Genomic DNA, 16,868 nt, shown 5'->3' with positions numbered 1-16,868 from the left:
ACAAAATATAACTAAAACAGAAAGCATGAACAACAGACAACGCGCGACCCCTCTATTATTATTGATGGTTGCATTGCCCTTAGCAGCACAAACAGACAGTGTGACTTTGCGGCGTGTGTATAGTCTCAATCCCGTGGTGGTCACGGGTACTGGTCATCATCAGCGGTTGCGCTCTGCCATCAGTCCCGTGGAGGTAATCGGGCAGGGGAGTATAAGCTCGTCTTCACCCCGGTTGTTCGCGGAGTCTGTAGTCAGGCAGTTGCCTCAGCTTTCGATATCACCCAATTCCACGGGTGCCTATCTGCGGCTCAATGGATTGAGCAACAAATATGCGCTGATTTTGCTTAATGGCAAACGGCTCATCGGCGACATCTCGGGCAATGTCAATCTCAACCGCATCGACATGACCAACGTGCGGCGTATTGAGGTTCTCGATGGAGCGGCCTCTTCGCTCTATGGCAGTGATGCCATCGGCGGTGTGGTTAACATCATCACGCTGCAAGAGGCTTCGAAACCATTGTCCTTCACTACCGATACCAGGGTGTCTGCCCATGGACAGTTCCGACAGGCTGCCAATCTGCAACTGGGTTTCCGTGGCTTCAGCAGTCTGACCTCCTTTACCCATGATCAGAGCGGTTATTATCGCAACAATCCCTTGACTTACAAGAGTGGTACAGACGGGGACACCTATCAGTCGCTGGCTCCTCTGGCCTCTGGCTGGCGTACCAACCTTGTTACCCAGCGATTTGCTTATGACAATCATAAGGCATTGAGCCTTTTTGCCGAGGGCAGCTATAACTGGCATAAGACGGTGAGACCCGAGACTCAGACTGATGTCGCCGGCGGCTTTGACTATGAGTTGCGCTCAGAAGCTTGGCGGTGGGACGCCGGAGCCACGTATCGACTCTCTGCCAAAAACAGTCTGCAGCTGCGCTTCAACGGCGACCATTATTCCTATGGCAACGAGTACGACGTGGCGACCAAGACTTACGCGGTTGGTGACTATGTACGCAAGAAGACACAACGACTCTACGAAGGAGAGCTCAAAGGAGTGTTCTCTTTTCTGCAAGGCGCAACAACCATCGCTGGCATTGACTGGCAAAACAGTTTTCTTGATGCTATTTCGGGAAGCGTCGATCGCCATGTCTACACATGGGCAGGGTATCTGCAACACGAGCAGGCGCTGACCAAAAATTTGAAAGCACTCTTGGGAATGCGCTATACCTATCATGAGACTTTTGGCAACAACTTCACGCCCAAGGTGGCATTGCTCTATCATTACGATCGTTTGCAGCTGAGAGCGTCATACAGTCGTGGCTACCGTGCACCAGGCCTTGATGAGCTGTACTATCATTACTATACCTTTGTGCGCAACTTCCCTACGCTGACTATTGGCAACAGCAACCTCAAAGCAGAGACCAGCGACTATTTCTCGTTCAACGCGGAATATCAAACACGGAAATGGACAGCTGGCATAACAACTTTCGTCAACAATATCCATGACATGATCGTCAAGACGATTGTCAGCGTGGATGTCGATGAGGTAGCTTCCCTTCGCCGCGACTTTCCGGAGATTACCGACGCGCAGGTCATAACGCTTACACACTATAATCGCTACGACAACAGCGACCGGGGACGGGTTTACGGTTTGCGTGCCCATTTCACGGTGGAACCGTTAGACGGTCTCAGTCTCTTTGCCAACTACAGCTATATTCTTGCCCGACAACAGTCCGATGGGATTTGGTCTAATGTAGAGCGCAGTATCCGCAACACTGTCACGCTGGGTGCTGACTATATCCATCGTTGGGGACGATACACGCTGGGGCTCCATGCCGACGGGCGTTTGCAGAGCAAGACCTATTATCCGGCACCCTACGAGGATGCACCGGGATATGGGCTTTGGAATATCTCCACCACGCATACCTTCCGCTTCCGTGGCTTGGAGGTGATGCCGAGCTTGGGTGTGGACAATGTGTTGAATACCCGTGACCGACGCATTGACAGTACCTTACGACGCTATGCCAATTACTCTTCCGGAACAACGATTGTTGCGGGGTTAAGGATCAAATATTAACGGGGTTTGTAGGAGTTATAGTTATAGAGGATGTAGAAACTATAGAGACTATAGAATTTATAGAATCTATAGAAACTATAGAGATCATAGAAATTATAGAAACCACAGAATAGGAAGAGAAGAACGAAAAAGAGGATAGAGTCGGTGGATTCTATCCTTTTCTCTTCTTTAGCAGCACGCTGACAACCACCGGTGCACCGACGAGTGCAGTCACGGAGTTGACCGGTAGTACACCCTCGTAGCCCGGCAAGCGGGCGACCAGATTACAGAAGAGAGCCAGCAGGGCTCCCGTGAGCAGACAAGCAGGCACCAGCAGACGGTGACTACCTGTTTGCAGAATGCCACGGCACAGATGAGGTACAGCGAGACCAATAAAGAGAATAGGACCGCAATAGGCGGTGACAACGGCTACGATAGCACCACTGAAGAGAATGACCAGCGCGCGCGCCCTGCGAATGTTCAAACCTAAATTACGGGCATAGCTGTCGCCAAGCAACAGCAAATCCATGGGCTTCACCATGAAAAAGGTCAGAGGCAACAAGATAGCCATGACAGATATAAACAAAGTGACGGCATTGCCAGAAACTCGGGAGAAACTGCCCAGTCCCCAAATGACATATTCGCGAACGTCGTCGTCGTTGGCAAAGCATTTCAGTACACCAATGGCAGCATTGGCTACGTAGCCAATCATCACACCGATGATGAGCAACGTCACCGTGTTCTCTACACGTCGGGCAAAAAACGTCATCAACAGCAGTGTGCCCATCGCACCGAGTATTGCCGCGGTTGTCAGTGCTACATTGCCAAGGAAGCCCATGCTGCTCAGAGCACTGCTGCCCAATGTACCAGCCAGCAGAACGACTATGGCGACACCGAGCGATGCTCCCGATGTGATGCCCAAGACCGATGGACCAGCCAAAGGATTGTGGAAAACGGTCTGCATCTGCAGGCCGGACACAGCCAGACCGGCACCGGCTACCACGGCAGTCAGTGCTTGGGGAAGCCGGGAACTCAGGATGATGTTGCGATGAATGATACTCGTAGTAGAAGTCTCGTTGCCATGAAAGAGGATAGCAAGTGTCTCATGCAAAGAAATGGGAACAGAGCCCCACAGCAGGTTGAGAGCAAACAACAGTGCTAAGCCGACTGTGAGCAAGATGAAAGTGGCGATTGGGTTGCGGTGCATCATGATGCGAGATTTCAATTCTGAGTTGTAAAGAGCGACTTATCACAAACAGGAGACTTCTTGCTGATTAGAGAAGCTTGTAGAAATGGGGCTGATAGGCGGGCAACAGCTCCGGGTGCATGGCTTTGATGAAGTCGGCCAATAGCCAGTCGGGGCGCAGGGGCGCCAGCTCGTGATAGCCGCTGGATGCGATATTGCAATAGATCACATGGTGGCGTTGAAAGGCCAGAAACTGTTCATTGCGCTGGTCCTCAGCCTTGAGTGCCTGATAGGAAAACGTGCCGGGATAGCTGTTCATCACCCGCCAATAGTCGGCTTGGGCTGCCATGGCATACATCGACTCAAAGTCAGAGGGAAAGCCGCCCGTGTGGTGGTCGTGTTGAGGGAGATAGACAGCACTGGCATCGCGCAGGAGTTGGGCGAGATAGCTCTTGCCGCCCATGACAAACCACTGTCCGCCTTTCTGCTCCCCGCTGAAGATGGTTGGTCGGTGCGTTGCCTTTGCGGCTACGGCTTGATAGGCGTGATAGTGTTGCTCTACTTGTTGGAAGAAGGCGTTGGCCTGCTTCTCTCTTCCCGTGAGCATGCCGACAAGTTTCACCCATTCGGCTTGACCCAGTGGCGTGGGTTCTTTGAATGCTGTATAAGGAATCAGTGGCGAGCCTACTTGCTGCAAAGCTTCATAACCGCCTTTTTTGAAAGGGGAGACGAGGATGGCATCGGGTTGGAGCGCCATGACCGTCTCTGTGTCGAAGTTTCCTTCGTAGCCAATCTTGGCGATCTCACCCTTAGCAATGCGTTGTTTCACGTCTTTGTTTTGTAGATGACGCACATTTGTGATGGCACAAACCTGGTCGAGTGCGTGTAGTTGGATGAATGCAGCCAGTTGCTCTGTGCTCATGGGAATGCAGCGTTGTATGGGAACCTCTATCCGGTGATCATAGCCATGAGGAATAACAGAAGGTTTGATGCCGCGGGGAATAAGAGCCAGACGGTAGGTGCTCTTTCCTTTATGTCCTGTCACACTGATGTCAACCAGTCGGGTTCCATCTGACAGATAGTGTACGGTGAAGTTTTTTGCATAACGAAGCGTGACGTGGGCACTGTCTGAGAGAATCTCGCTCACGTCGGCTTTCTGCCCCCGATGGCTGATCGTGCCCGGTCGGCAGGCAGAAAACAAAAGAAGGCACAGCACTATGGCCATGCCCTTCTTCATCTCTCTTTTCAATAAATATCTGTCAATCAAAAAATGGATTCTTTTCATATTGTCTTAATGGGGTGGGTAGCTCATGACTTTCTCGTCATTTTAATCTTTATCAGAGGCAGTCTAAACCTATCGCCTTTTAACTGAATGCGCCGTTGAGGTACTTTCGTGTCAGTTCGTTCTTTGGATGACGGAAGACCTGTTCGGCATCGCCTTCTTCCACGACTTTGCCCATGTACATGAAGATAACGTGATCGGCAATGCGTAGCGCTTGACTCAATGTGTGTGTGACCATCACGATGGAGTTGTTGACTTTCAATTCAGTAAAGAGTTCCTCAATCTTGTGGCTGCTGATAGGATCGAGTGCGCTTGTGCTCTCGTCAGCGAGCAGATAGGTAGGCTCAACGGCCAAGCTGCGGGCCAGGCACAGACGCTGCTGCTGTCCGCCGCTCAAGCGTGATGCCGGAGAGCTGAGTCTGTCCTTGACCTCGTCCCACAATCCCACGGCGCGGAGATAGTGGCGCACGATCTTGTTTTGCTGATGACGGTTATGGATGCCGTGGATGCGGCAACCGTAAGCCACATTGTCGTAGATGCTCATAGGCAGAGGGCAGGGACGCTGGGGCACCAATCCAATGTTGCGCCGCAGTTCCGAAAGGCGACTGCTGCCCGCTTTGAGGATATTGTCACCATCGAAGGTGACCTCGCCTGTCATGCGCAGACCTTCGATGTTGTCGTTGAGACGGTTGAACGTGCGAAGCAACGTGCTCTTGCCGCACCCCGAGGGACCGATGATGCAAGTGATCTTGTTGCGGGGAATCTCCACATTGATGTCTTTCAGGATATGAGCGCCATTGATATAGACATTGAGATGACGGGCTTGAAGACGTGCACCCGTGGCGTGAGCAAACTTGTTGGTCACGGAAAAGGATTCTTCCTCTCTGTTGAGGCTACTGAAAGCAAACGGGAGGAAGCCGTTGCCGAAGTGGTGGAGTGTACTTGCTATTGCGTTCATAAGCGTCTCTGATTTTACAGTTGCAAAGTTACGGAAAACATCGATGTCGGGGAATACCATGCTGATAGTATTTTCATACCACAAAGATGGTAGAGTCAAATACCCTTATAGGGTGATTGTCTATTTTGTGGATTCATTCTATCTTTGCATGAAGATAAACAAGTAATATGCGATGATGAATAACTCGTGCAAAGAGCAGACAACCCGATACATGCCATATATAATAAGGTGTAGAATGGCGAAACTCACTATTGCACTTCTTTTATTTCCTTTGCTTTTCAGTGGCTGTGGAAGGAAACCGGCTGGAAAAGCAGAAGACCTACAGGGCAACATTACCGTGTCGGGTGCGTTTGCGCTCTATCCGCTGATGCTTCGTTGGGCCGACGCTTTCAGTCAGAGACATCCTGGAGTGACCATCGATGTATCGGCCGGCGGCTCGGGTAAGGGTGTCACCGACGTATTGGCAGGACAAGTAGACTTGGGCATGGTATCGCGGGAGTTGAAAGTGCCGGAGTGTCAGCGCGGTGCAATGGCGGTGGCGGTAGCCCAAGATGCTGTCGTGCCTATCATCAATATCCGTCATCCACTCTATCGTCACTTGCTTCGACGGGGACTCTCTCAGAAGGTGGCATGTGGCATTTGGGTCACCGGAACCATCAAGACCTGGGGGCAGGTAGCGGGCGTGAACAGTCATGCGCTTATCAATGTCTACACTCGCAGCGATGCCTGTGGGGCAGCCGAGACATTTGCTTCCTGGCTGAAATCCCATCAGGAGGACTTGCTCGGCACGGGTGTCTATGGGGACCCGGGCATTGTGCGTCAGGTGGCCAACGATCCTTATGGGCTCGGCATGTGCAACATCAGCTATGCTTTCGACGATCAGACCGGCCGCCCCAACGATGGCATTGCGCTTTTCCCCATTGACACTAATGGTGACGGGCGCATCAGCAAAGATGAGCAGTTCTATGCTTCAAAGCAATCTCTGATCAAGGCCATTCAAGACGGACGTTATCCTTCGCCACCAGCCCGGCAGCTATTTGTGGTGAGCAAGGGCAAACCTCAGAATGTCATCGTCAAGGCTTTCCTCCGTTTCATCTTAGAGGAGGGACAGAAATACAATATTCCGGCAGGATTTATCCCTGTACATGAAAAGCAGAAAGCAAGGCACTGAAATGTTGCACAGCCATTGGGGATGTTGTGCAGAAAATGGTGAGTATGTTTTAAATTACTTTAATTGTACTGACAATGTTATATAGGATAAAGCAGAAAATGGATAACTTTGTTATAAGCTTAAAGTTTTGAAAAGTTAAAGCCAATCAATAATGACAGATTTTAAAGAGATATTTGAGAGTCGCTACACATGGATAGAGGGATTTATGCGCAACGTGCGCCGCTATGGATGGCGCACGGCAATGATCGATCCCATTCAGAAGAAAACATGGACTTACCGTGAACTCAACGCTGATGTCAACCGGCTTACCAACCGTCTGATGACCGACGGACTGAAAAAGGGTGACGTGATGATGATGATGATGCTCAATAGTCCGGAGTTTGCCTTTATTTATATTGCAGCCCACAAAGGCCATTTTGTCAACAGTCCGGTGAGCTATCGACTCTCGTCGGGAGAGTTGGCTGACCTGCTGAAAACAAACAAGCCGAAGATACTCTTCTTTGACGAGGCACGCAAGGGCGATGTCCTCGCTGCCGTGAAGATGAGCGGATGGCGTCCTCAGCGTCTTGTGGTCGTCGACGGGGCCAGCGACGACACGGTCATCTCGTTTGTCGACTATGTCGATGGCAGCACAGCCGAGGAGCCGGCGTTCACTTGCGAGTATAACATCTACGACGAGACTACACGCCTCTTTACCTCCGGTACAACCGGACATGCCAAGGCTGTGCCACTGACGAGCATCAACGAGGTGCTCTCCAGCCATGACGTGATGATCCATTTCCCGATGAGCTATAAGGACGTGACGATGAACACCACTCCTTGGTTCCATCGTGGCGGACTGCACTGCGCCGGTCCTTGTCCTACCTTCTATGCTGGAGCAGCCTTGGTGGTGATGCGCAAGTTCGACGCCGGACTGACGCTGAAATATATCGACCGCTATAAGATCACGTTTGTCATCGGCGTGCCTACCGTCTTGGAGCGTCTTGCCGACGAGCAGGAAGACAAGGGCTACGACATCAGCACACTGCACGGCATCGTGACGATGGGCAGTCCGCTTGAACGTTCGGCCTGCATCCGCTATCAAAAAGTGCTCACACCGAATATCTTCAACGGCTACGGTACGACAGAGACCTTTTGGAACACCTTCCTGCGGCCTTTCGATCTGCCGGAAAATGCCGGCACGGCCGGTGCCTCGTGTGTCGATGATGACGTGCGCGTCGTGAAGGTCTATGAAGACCGGCGAGCCGAGCCTGATGACCTGGCCAAGGATGACGGCACAGAGATCGGCGAGGTGATCATCTCATCACCGGCTAAGTCCCCGTTCAAGTATGTCGACAATCCGGAGGAGACAGAGCAGAAATACTATAAAGGTTTCCTCTATACCAACGATCTGGCTACGTGGGATGAGCATCAGTTTGTCACCATCGTAGGCCGTAAGGACGACATGATCATCTCGTCGGGCGAGAATATCTATCCCGTGGAGATTGAGGAGGTACTCAACCTCAATCCTAAGGTGAAGGACTGCATCGTCACTTCTGTGCCCGACAAGATGCGTGGACAGCTCGTCACGGCATATGTTGTCAAAGCCGATGAAAGCCTGACAGCCGAAGAACTCGATGAGTTCTGCAAGGAAAGTCCCGAGATTGCCAACTTCAAGCGGCCACGCTATTATCGCTTCGTGTCGAGCGTTCCGCTCAATGCCACGGGCAAAAAGCTCCATGCCAAGGTCAAGGCGATCGCTGCCGACGACCTGCGCAACGGACTGCTCTACCGTGTATAGTCATATCGAAACAGGTTTCCCAAGAATTTAGGAGAAGCAACGAAAACGACAATTTTTCGTTGCTTCTCCTATTTTTTATGTCTTACGCTAAGTTTTTCTTTTTTTTTGTCATCACTTTCTTGACGTTTTCTTATTTTTGCAATAAGTTTAATCTTTAAACCTGTTGCTATGAGGGAATTGGTATATTCTCTGATTCTATTATGTTGCTGTTTGTCGCTTTCCTCCTGTCAGAAAGCTTTTGTAGGGGACGAAGAGAAGGAAGAGACGCGTAATGAAAATGGTGTGAAGCTACAACTCTGCATCACCAAACTTGGCGATGCAGATTTTGAGAAATCCTATCAAGTATTGCGCAGTACGGATGTGACCACATTATGCAATCGCGTGAGCGTCGCCGTTTACCAGAATGGCACAAGAGTGAAGCAGATCAACCAGACTACATCTGACCAGAACTTCGGGAAGATACAGCTTACGCTGCCTGCCGGAAAATATAAGTTGCTGGTTTTGGCTTACAGCGGATCAAAGAGTGCGACGATGACCGATGTGGAGAAAGTGACATTCAGTGGAGGCATGAGTGACACCTTTTGGTATTGCAAAGACATTGATCTGCAAGCCGATACTTCTGAAGACATCACGATGAAACGTATCGTGGCTATGTTCCGGCTGTCGCTGACCGATGCCATACCCTCGAATGTCAAGACTCTTAAGTTTGCCTACACAGGCGGCAGCTCCACACTCAACGGTGTGACAGGCTTAGGTTGTGTCAACTCCCGGCAGAGCGAAGATTTTACGATCACGTCGGATATGGTTGGCAAAACGCATGACTTTGACATCTACACATTCCCCAAACCCGAAAGTCAGACATTAAAGATCACCGTGACGGCTTTGGACGGCAATGGCAATCAGATCATTCAACATCTCTTCGAGGGAGTGGAGATCCAATGTAATATGATCACCAAGTACACGGGAGCATTTTTCTCGGGAGTCGGCTCTGGATCCAACGCCAGTTACTCCGGTCGACTGCTGACCGATGATGAATGGGGACAGACCGACACCACGTTTTGAACATAAAAGAAAAATCCCCGGCTTAAGCCGTTTGCTCAAGCCGGGGATATACTTGTCATTAGACAAAGTTCGTTCTCCCATCATCCGAGGTATTGGGTGAGAATTTTGGCGTAAGGACTTCGTCTGATTTTCTCAATAGCCTTCTCACGGATCTGACGCACTCTCTCGCGTGTGAGCCCCATCCGTTCACCTGTTTCTTCAAGCCCCTCCTCTTGGCATCCAATACCGAAGCTGTGCGTAATCACTTCTATCTCACGTGGTTTCAGCACTTTCTTGAAGATGCTCTCTAAGTCGATGCGCATGGATTCGCGATTGGTGATATTCGATACCGTATGGTCGGACGAAGGCAGAATGTCGGCCAAACTGTTGCTGTCGTCTTCGTTGAATGGCGCATCAATGCTCATGTGGCGCGTGTCGGCAGTCAGGGCGTCTTGTATCTTATTGCTGTCGATATCAGTGAGAGCACTTAGCTCTTCTGTGGTTGGCTTGCGGTGGTTGGTCTGTTCAAACTTCTCGATTTCTTGGTTGATCTTCGAGATAGCTCCCACTTGGTTGAGTGGCAGTCTGATCATTCTGCTTTGTTCGGCGATGGCCTGCAAAATGCTCTGACGTATCCACCACACCGCGTAAGATATGAATTTGAAGCCTCGTGTCGGATCGAACTTCTCGGCCGCTTTGACCAATCCGATGTTGCCCTCGTCGATGAGGTCGGACAGCGAGAGTCCCTTGTGCTGATATTGCTTGGCAACGGACACGACGAAGCGCAGGTTGGCACGGATGAGTTTGTCCTTGGCACGCTCACCCTCGCGGCCACCTTTCTGTATCTTCATGGCCAGCTCTTCCTCCTCATCGACGTTGGCCATCGGTATGCGGCCTATCTCCAAAAGGTATTTGTCGAGTGACTCATTCTGACGGTTGGTGATGCTACGTTCAATCTTTAACTGTCTCATGACTTTTATGATCCTTTCTCTTCTAATTTTCTCAGTAGCCAAGATGCAAAAACCGTACCAATAGAACGATTGTGTCTGACTTGATATTTTTGTTGAATAAACTGACATTTTTGCGGCCAAATACAGGCGATTTTCTGAAACGGCCCACATCTTGCTCTCATTTTCGCGAATTTCAGCTGTTTTTTTGTAAGTAGCTAATAATCAGGTATATATAAATATACGGCTATTCCTGGCTGGTCAAAAAGGTACTTTGACGAGAAATTTTCTAGAGAATTTCTCGTCAAAGTACCTTTTTGATGTTGTCATCTCGGTTGTTTCTGTTGGTCATCTCGGTTGTTTCACCCAGTCATCTCGGTTGTTTCATCCTATCATCTAACCTTTTTGACCCTGTCATCCCACTCTTTTCTCCTTTTGCTCTCTTTTTTTTCGTGTTTTCTGCTTGGATACTTTTCTAGAATGTGTTCAAAGGTTGACAGACTTTTGTCAATAAGATTTATCATTGAAAGCCTTTTCTGAAAGGTGCACACAGTCATGGTTGTTTGGTGCGTTAATATTTTGGAGTCACTATAGAGGCAATCGTCATTTAGCCCCAGATACTTATAATCACTGTTCTTGGGATTAAATTGCTTTATTAGACACTTTTTTAGTCAAATCGTTGGAAGTCTTTAAAAAAACATATATAATTTGCCTATTGTAGCATCGCCTGTGTCATTCAGAATATTATATAATTAGTGGCAGCCCTTCATATTTTTTATTCTTCTGACGCAGATTTCGATTATTTTTTGTAAGTTTGCCAAAGAAATGGCAATGTCTATATCCTTTAAGCAGGATCATGCATTGCCATCGTCGAATATCATTTACTAAATACCATTTACAAGCGTATGAAGAAACTCATTCCAGTATTGGGCCTTGCCCTGATGATGGCAGCCTGTGGCGGCAAGAAAGCCCAGACGGCTGCAAGTGCTGATTCCACAAAGGTGGCAATTAACGATAGTGCGGTTGTAGACACTTCCTATTGTGGCACTTACCGTGGAACCCTGCCAGCCGCTGACTGTGAAGGCATTAAGACGGTGCTCACGATCAGTTCTGACAGTACTTATAACCTGTCGAGTGACTATATTGGCAAGAAAGACGGCCAGTTCGTTACTAGCGGCGTCTATCATCTTAAGAGTGGGAAGCTCATCGAACTTGTCACTCCTTCTTCCGGTGAGAAAACCTACTACAAAGTGAAGGATGCCAAATCTATCATTATGACTGATTCGCTTGGCACAGAACCCGAAGGTGAGACCGCCAAGTTCTATGTGTTAACGAAATAATCTTTTGCCCTTGGTTTCGTGATGTTTGCTCAGTCGCTTAAAGAGGTATAACTTGTTCGGCTTACAGTCCCTAAAACTTAAGTGAACAAAAGGTAGGAAAGGTTATGTATATATAATTATGTATATATAATAAGTTGTAGCCTTCATTGGGGTTAATGAAGCTTAAACCTAAAGACTTATGCTAAACGTTTGAAATCAAGTGGCATCAAAGAATTATTAATTATCAGAATAAATAAGTCGAATATGATTAAGGGAAATGCAAAGATTCTATTGAGTGCATTACTGTTACTTGGCGGTGGCACTATGTCCGCTTTTGCCAAACAATGGACTTTGGGCGACTGTGTCAACTATGCGTTGGCAAACAACATATCGTTGCGCAAGACGGTAGTGACCTATCAGAGTGCCCAGGAAACGTTGTTGCAGAGCAAGTCGGCCTTGTTGCCCTCACTGTCGGCATCGACATCGCAAAACGTCACTCTCAACCCCTGGCCCGAGCGTGGCAGTTACATGATAGCCGGTGACAAGGTACAGACCAATTCCGACAAAACCTACTACAATGGCTCTTACGGCATCAATGCTTCCTGGACAGTGTGGAATGGCAACAAAAACCACAATCAGGTGAAACTCAACCAGCTCTCTGTCGATGAGGCCCGTCTCGACTCCGCCACCACGGCAAACAGCATTCAAGAGCAGATCGCCCAGCTCTTCGTGCAGATCCTTTATTCCAAGGATGCCGTTGACGTGAACAAGGCTACACTTGAGACTTCCAAGGCAAACGAGGAACGTGGCAAGGAATTCGTCAAGGTAGGCAGTATGAGCAAGGCAGATCTGGCACAGCTCACAGCTCAGCGCGCCCAAGACGAGTATGCCGTGGTGCAGGCAGAGAGTAATCTGAAGGAGTATAAGCGTCAGCTCAAACAACTGCTGCAGATCACCAGTGAGGAAGAGTTTGATGTGACAGTACCAACCACGACCGATGCCATGGCCTTGGCGGCTGTTCCGAGTGTATCCTCTGTCTATGAGAGCGCATTGGCCAACCGTCCGGAGATACAGCGTGCGGCCACAGCCATTAAAGCCAGCGACTTGCAGTTGAAGATAGCAAAAGCCGGGAAAATGCCCACGGTGAGCCTAAGTGCCGGGCTGAACAGCAACACCACGTCGATGAGCAATAATAACTGGGGCACACAGCTGAAAAACAACTTTGCCTTTGGTGGTGGGGTGACGCTCAGCGTGCCTCTCTTTGACAACCGACAGACCAAAACCGCTGTCAACCGGGCTATCCTTGAGCGGCAGTCTAATGAGCTCGACTTGCGCGATAAGCAGACGACACTCTATTCCACCATTGAGAACTATTGGTTGCAGGCGGTCAATAACCAAGCGCAATACCGGAGTGCAAAGATTAGTACAGAGAGCGCACAAACCAGCTACAACCTTCTGCAGGAGCAGTTCAAACAAAATTTGAAGAATGTCATTGAGCTCATGAATGGCAAAGACGCACTGCTCAAGGCTCAACAAGCCGAACTGCAAGCTAAGTATCTGGCGATCCTCAATCAGGATATGCTGAAATTCTATCAGAACGGGACCTTGAAACAATAAGATAAGACGAGAACAACACAGACACTGCACGAATCAAACACAAGTCAATAAATATAATACAGAAATAGATAAAAGAGACAATGAAAAAGATTAAGATCAGTAAAGTTTGGATATTGGTTGCCATCGTCGTCGTGCTGGCCGTGGTGGCTTTCCTCTTATCCGGCAACAAGAAAAAAGAGCAGGTGCAGTTCAATACCGCCGAGGTGGCACCTGCCAACATTGTGAACACAGTGTCTGCCACTGGTACAATAGAGCCTGTGACATCCGTCACAGTGGGTACACAGGTCTCGGGTATCGTCAGCAAGCTCTATGTCGATTATAACAGTGTAGTGAAAAAAGGACAGGTCATCGCGGAACTTGACAAGTCCAATTTGACCAGTGAGCTGAACTCTGCCAAGGCCAGCCTGGAACAGTCTAAGGCGTCATTGGCAAGTGCAGAGAGCAGTTTGAGTTATCAGACTGCTAACTTCCGTCGTAACAAAGCACTCTATCAAAAGGGACTTATCTCGGGCAATGACTACGAGAGTGCCCGTCTGAGTTATCAGACTGCTTTGGCCAATGTGTCCTCAGCACGTGATCAGGTGGCCTCCGCACAGGAACAGGTGAAAAAGGCACAGACCAACCTGAGCTACGCGACGATCACCTCACCTATTGACGGCATTGTGCTCTCGAAGAGTGTGGAGGAAGGACAGACGGTGGCTGCCAGTTTCAGTACCCCTACGTTGTTCACCATTGCCAAGGACTTGACCAATATGCAAGTGGTGGCAGATGTCGATGAGGCTGACATCGGCAATGTGAAGGTGGGAGAGCGTGTGACGTTCACTGTGGATGCTTATCCCGACAACACTTTCTCCGGCACAGTTAAGCAGGTGCGTCAGGAGGCAACGACAACCAACAATGTGGTGACTTATTCGGTAGTGATCACCGCACCGAATGCCGACTTGAAGTTGAAGCCGGGACTGACAGCTACTGTTACTATCTATACCCAAGAAAACAAGGGCGTGCTCAGCGTGCCCAGCAAAGCACTGCGCTTCACACCGGAGAAAGAGACCGTTGGCGGCATGAAGATCAAAGACATCGCCAATGCCAAGAACAAGGTTTGGACGATCGAGGGTAATACTGTGGTGGCTCACCGTGTCAATATTGGTATGACTGACGGTTCGCACACACAGATTCTTAGTGGCATCCGTCGTGGGGCAAAGGTGATCACGGGCATCAGTTCGGCTACGTCCGATGATGACGGCGACGACAACACGACTTCTTCCAGTGAGTCCAGTCCGTTTGCGCCGAAAGGACCGGGAAGCAAGAAGAAGTAATGAATGTTGAATGATAAATGGATGCAATGTTGGGTGTTCAATGTTGAATGATGATTGAACGCAATGTTGAACACTCAATGTTGATTGATGAATGGATTCAACAAAACAGAAAATCCACAATGAACAACAATAATCAAAAAGATATCAGCAATGGCGACAAGCGAAAAGTCGTCATAGAGTTGCGCGATGTGAAGCGTGACTTCCTTGTCGGCGACGAGACGGTGCATGCCCTGCGTGGAGTATCGTTCAAGATCTATGAGGGTGAGTTTGTCACTATCATGGGAAAGTCTGGTTCGGGAAAGTCTACGCTTCTCAATCAGCTCGGCTGTCTCGACACCCCCTCAAGCGGAGACTATTTTCTCGATGGTGTCTCCGTGCGTACGATGTCGAAGAGCCAGCGCGCCGTATTGCGTAACCGCAAGATCGGCTTCATCTTCTAGAACTATAATTTGTTGCCGAAGACTACATCGGTGGAGAACGTGGAGTTGCCGCTGATGTACAATCCCGACGTGTCGGCCCAAGAACGCTTCCGCCGGTCGGTAGAAGCCTTGAAGGCTGTGGGACTGGGCGACAGACTCTATCACAAGTCCAACCAGATGTCGGGAGGTCAGATGCAGCGTGTGGCCATTGCCCGGGCCCTGGTCAACAATCCTGCCGTGATTCTTGCTGACGAGGCGACGGGTAATCTCGATACCCGCACGTCGTTTGAGATTCTTGTACTTTTTCAGAAACTCTACGCCGAGGGACGTACGATCATCTTCGTGACCCACAACCCCGATATTGCGCACTATTCTTGCCGCAATATCCAGTTACGCGACGGACACGTCATCAGCGACGAATATAGTCCACATATACAAAGTGCCGCCCAGGGCCTTGCCGCCCTTCCGGCCAATACCGACGAATAGGAAACATGAACTATACCAATCTTTTCAAAATAGCCCTGCGTGCCATCATGGCCAACAAGCTGCGGTCGTTTCTTACGGCACTGGGCATCATCATTGGCGTGGCATCGGTCATCACGATGCTCGCCATCGGACAAGGTTCGAAGCGAAGCATTCAGGCCAACATTGCAGAGATGGGTTCCAATATGATCATGATCCATCCGGGTGCTGACATGCGCGGTGGCGTACGACAAGATCCGTCGGCCATGCAGACACTGAAGCTTTCGGACTATGAGTCGCTGCGCGATGAGTGTAACTACATCAAGGGCATCAGTCCCGTGGTCAGCAGTTCGGGACAGTTTATCTATGGCAACAACAACACACAGTCTACTCTCTACGGTGTCAACCGGGAGTACCTCGACATACGTCAGCTGAGTGTCAGTGACGGTGATATGTTCACCGACCAGGATATCAAGGCGGGGACAAAGGTGTGTATTCTTGGGCAGACTGTGGTGGACTATCTTTTTCCCGACGGTAGTGACCCTGTGGGACGTGTGGTGCGCTTCAACACCATTCCTTTTCGTGTCATCGGCGTGCTGAAGAAAAAAGGCTACAACTCCATGGGTATGGACTAGGACGATCTGGTGCTGGCACCTTATACCACAGTGATGAAACGCATCCTGGCACAGACCTATCTGAGTGAGATACAAGCCTCAGCCATTACCGAGGATGTCACTGACAAGGCTACGGAGGAGATGACCTCCATCCTGCGTCGTAACCACAAGCTCAAGGATGCCACAGACACTTCTGAGGGTGATGATGATGACTTCAACATCCGTTCGCAAGAAGAGCTCTCCACGATGATGAACTCCTCCACCGACATGATGACCATCCTGCTGGGCTGTGTGGCCGGCATCTCGTTGATTGTGGGCGGCATCGGCATTATGAACATCATGTATGTCAGTGTCACTGAGCGTACCCGCGAGATAGGCCTTCGCATGAGTGTCGGTGCACGAGGCGTGGACATCCTTAACCAGTTCCTTATAGAAGCTATCATGCTGAGTGTCACCGGTGGCATCATTGGCGTATTGCTCGGCATAGGGGCCAGCTATGCGGTGAAGATGTTTGCTCACTGGCCAATCTATATAGAGTTGTGGAGCATCATCATGAGTTTTGCTGTCTGTACCTTCACGGGTGTCTTCTTTGGATGGTATCCTGCCAAGAAGGCAGCACGCTTGGATCCTATAGAGGCTATCCGTTACGAGTAACCTTTGATTGATTGTCATCTGACGACCGTCACGAGTTTGCGTGGCGGTC

At 49.7% G+C, this 16,868-nt stretch carries 11 protein-coding genes and 2 pseudogenes; 9 read left to right on the top strand and 4 right to left on the bottom strand.

Features of this window, described 5'->3' with window-relative positions:
* Nucleotides 1–25: 25 nt before the first annotated feature.
* Nucleotides 26–2,074 (top strand): TonB-dependent receptor plug domain-containing protein, encoded by a 2,049-nt coding sequence (locus FYJ73_RS03670; RefSeq protein ID WP_154533358.1) that lies wholly within the window; start codon nt 26–28, stop codon nt 2,072–2,074.
* Between the two features lie 151 nt (nt 2,075–2,225).
* Here the strand turns inward: FYJ73_RS03670 and FYJ73_RS03665 are convergent, their stop codons facing one another.
* The 3 genes from FYJ73_RS03665 to FYJ73_RS03655 form a co-directional block, all read right to left on the bottom strand.
* Nucleotides 2,226–3,260 (bottom strand): iron ABC transporter permease, encoded by a 1,035-nt coding sequence (locus FYJ73_RS03665; protein WP_154533423.1) that lies wholly within the window; start codon nt 3,258–3,260, stop codon nt 2,226–2,228.
* Between the two features lie 67 nt (nt 3,261–3,327).
* The gene (locus FYJ73_RS03660; protein WP_206081674.1) at nt 3,328–4,476 is read right to left on the bottom strand and encodes an ABC transporter substrate-binding protein; all 1,149 of its coding nucleotides are present in this window, start codon (nt 4,474–4,476) and stop codon (nt 3,328–3,330) included.
* A 127-nt stretch (nt 4,477–4,603) separates the two neighbouring features.
* Nucleotides 4,604–5,479 (bottom strand): phosphate ABC transporter ATP-binding protein, encoded by an 876-nt coding sequence (locus tag FYJ73_RS03655; protein ID WP_235899207.1) that lies wholly within the window; start codon nt 5,477–5,479, stop codon nt 4,604–4,606.
* Between the two features lie 235 nt (nt 5,480–5,714).
* On the opposite strand from FYJ73_RS03655, the gene FYJ73_RS03650 reads away from it, so the two are divergent.
* The 3 genes from FYJ73_RS03650 to FYJ73_RS03640 all read left to right on the top strand — a co-directional run bounded on the left by FYJ73_RS03650 (nt 5,715) and on the right by FYJ73_RS03640 (nt 9,492).
* Entirely contained in the window at nt 5,715–6,650 is a 936-nt protein-coding gene (locus FYJ73_RS03650) for a PstS family phosphate ABC transporter substrate-binding protein (protein WP_206081673.1), read from the top strand.
* Between the two features lie 151 nt (nt 6,651–6,801).
* Nucleotides 6,802–8,430 (top strand): class I adenylate-forming enzyme family protein, encoded by a 1,629-nt coding sequence (locus tag FYJ73_RS03645; RefSeq protein ID WP_154533354.1) that lies wholly within the window; start codon nt 6,802–6,804, stop codon nt 8,428–8,430.
* A gap of 168 nt (nt 8,431–8,598) precedes the next feature.
* The gene (locus FYJ73_RS03640) at nt 8,599–9,492 is read left to right on the top strand and encodes a FimB/Mfa2 family fimbrial subunit (protein ID WP_154533353.1); all 894 of its coding nucleotides are present in this window, start codon (nt 8,599–8,601) and stop codon (nt 9,490–9,492) included.
* Nucleotides 9,493–9,572: 80 nt separating this feature from the next.
* Here FYJ73_RS03640 and FYJ73_RS03635 read toward each other — a convergent pair whose 3' ends face one another.
* Nucleotides 9,573–10,442 carry a sigma-70 family RNA polymerase sigma factor gene (locus FYJ73_RS03635; protein ID WP_154533352.1) on the bottom strand — a complete coding sequence of 290 codons (870 nt, stop codon included), beginning with the start codon at nt 10,440–10,442 and terminating at the stop codon, nt 9,573–9,575.
* A gap of 881 nt (nt 10,443–11,323) precedes the next feature.
* On the opposite strand from FYJ73_RS03635, the gene FYJ73_RS03630 reads away from it, so the two are divergent.
* The 5 genes and pseudogenes from FYJ73_RS03630 to FYJ73_RS03610 all read left to right on the top strand — a co-directional run bounded on the left by FYJ73_RS03630 (nt 11,324) and on the right by FYJ73_RS03610 (nt 16,819).
* Nucleotides 11,324–11,758 (top strand): copper resistance protein NlpE, encoded by a 435-nt coding sequence (locus FYJ73_RS03630; RefSeq protein WP_154533351.1) that lies wholly within the window; start codon nt 11,324–11,326, stop codon nt 11,756–11,758.
* A gap of 303 nt (nt 11,759–12,061) precedes the next feature.
* Nucleotides 12,062–13,354, top strand: coding sequence for a TolC family protein (locus FYJ73_RS03625; protein WP_235899219.1), 1,293 nt, complete (start codon nt 12,062–12,064; stop codon nt 13,352–13,354).
* Nucleotides 13,355–13,434: 80 nt separating this feature from the next.
* On the top strand, nt 13,435–14,670 hold the full coding sequence (locus FYJ73_RS03620) for an efflux RND transporter periplasmic adaptor subunit (protein WP_154533349.1): 1,236 nt from the start codon (nt 13,435–13,437) through the stop codon (nt 14,668–14,670).
* Between the two features lie 119 nt (nt 14,671–14,789).
* Nucleotides 14,790–15,575 (top strand): annotated as a pseudogene (locus FYJ73_RS03615) (ABC transporter ATP-binding protein).
* A 5-nt stretch (nt 15,576–15,580) separates the two neighbouring features.
* A pseudogene (locus FYJ73_RS03610) lies at nt 15,581–16,819 on the top strand (ABC transporter permease).
* The last annotated feature ends 49 nt before the right edge of the window (nt 16,820–16,868 follow it).

It is taken from the genome of Hallella mizrahii, from assembly GCF_009695775.1.
GTDB classification, from domain to species: Bacteria; Bacteroidota; Bacteroidia; order Bacteroidales; family Bacteroidaceae; genus Prevotella; species Prevotella mizrahii.
This window is presented reverse-complemented; position numbering and strand designations above follow the sequence as displayed.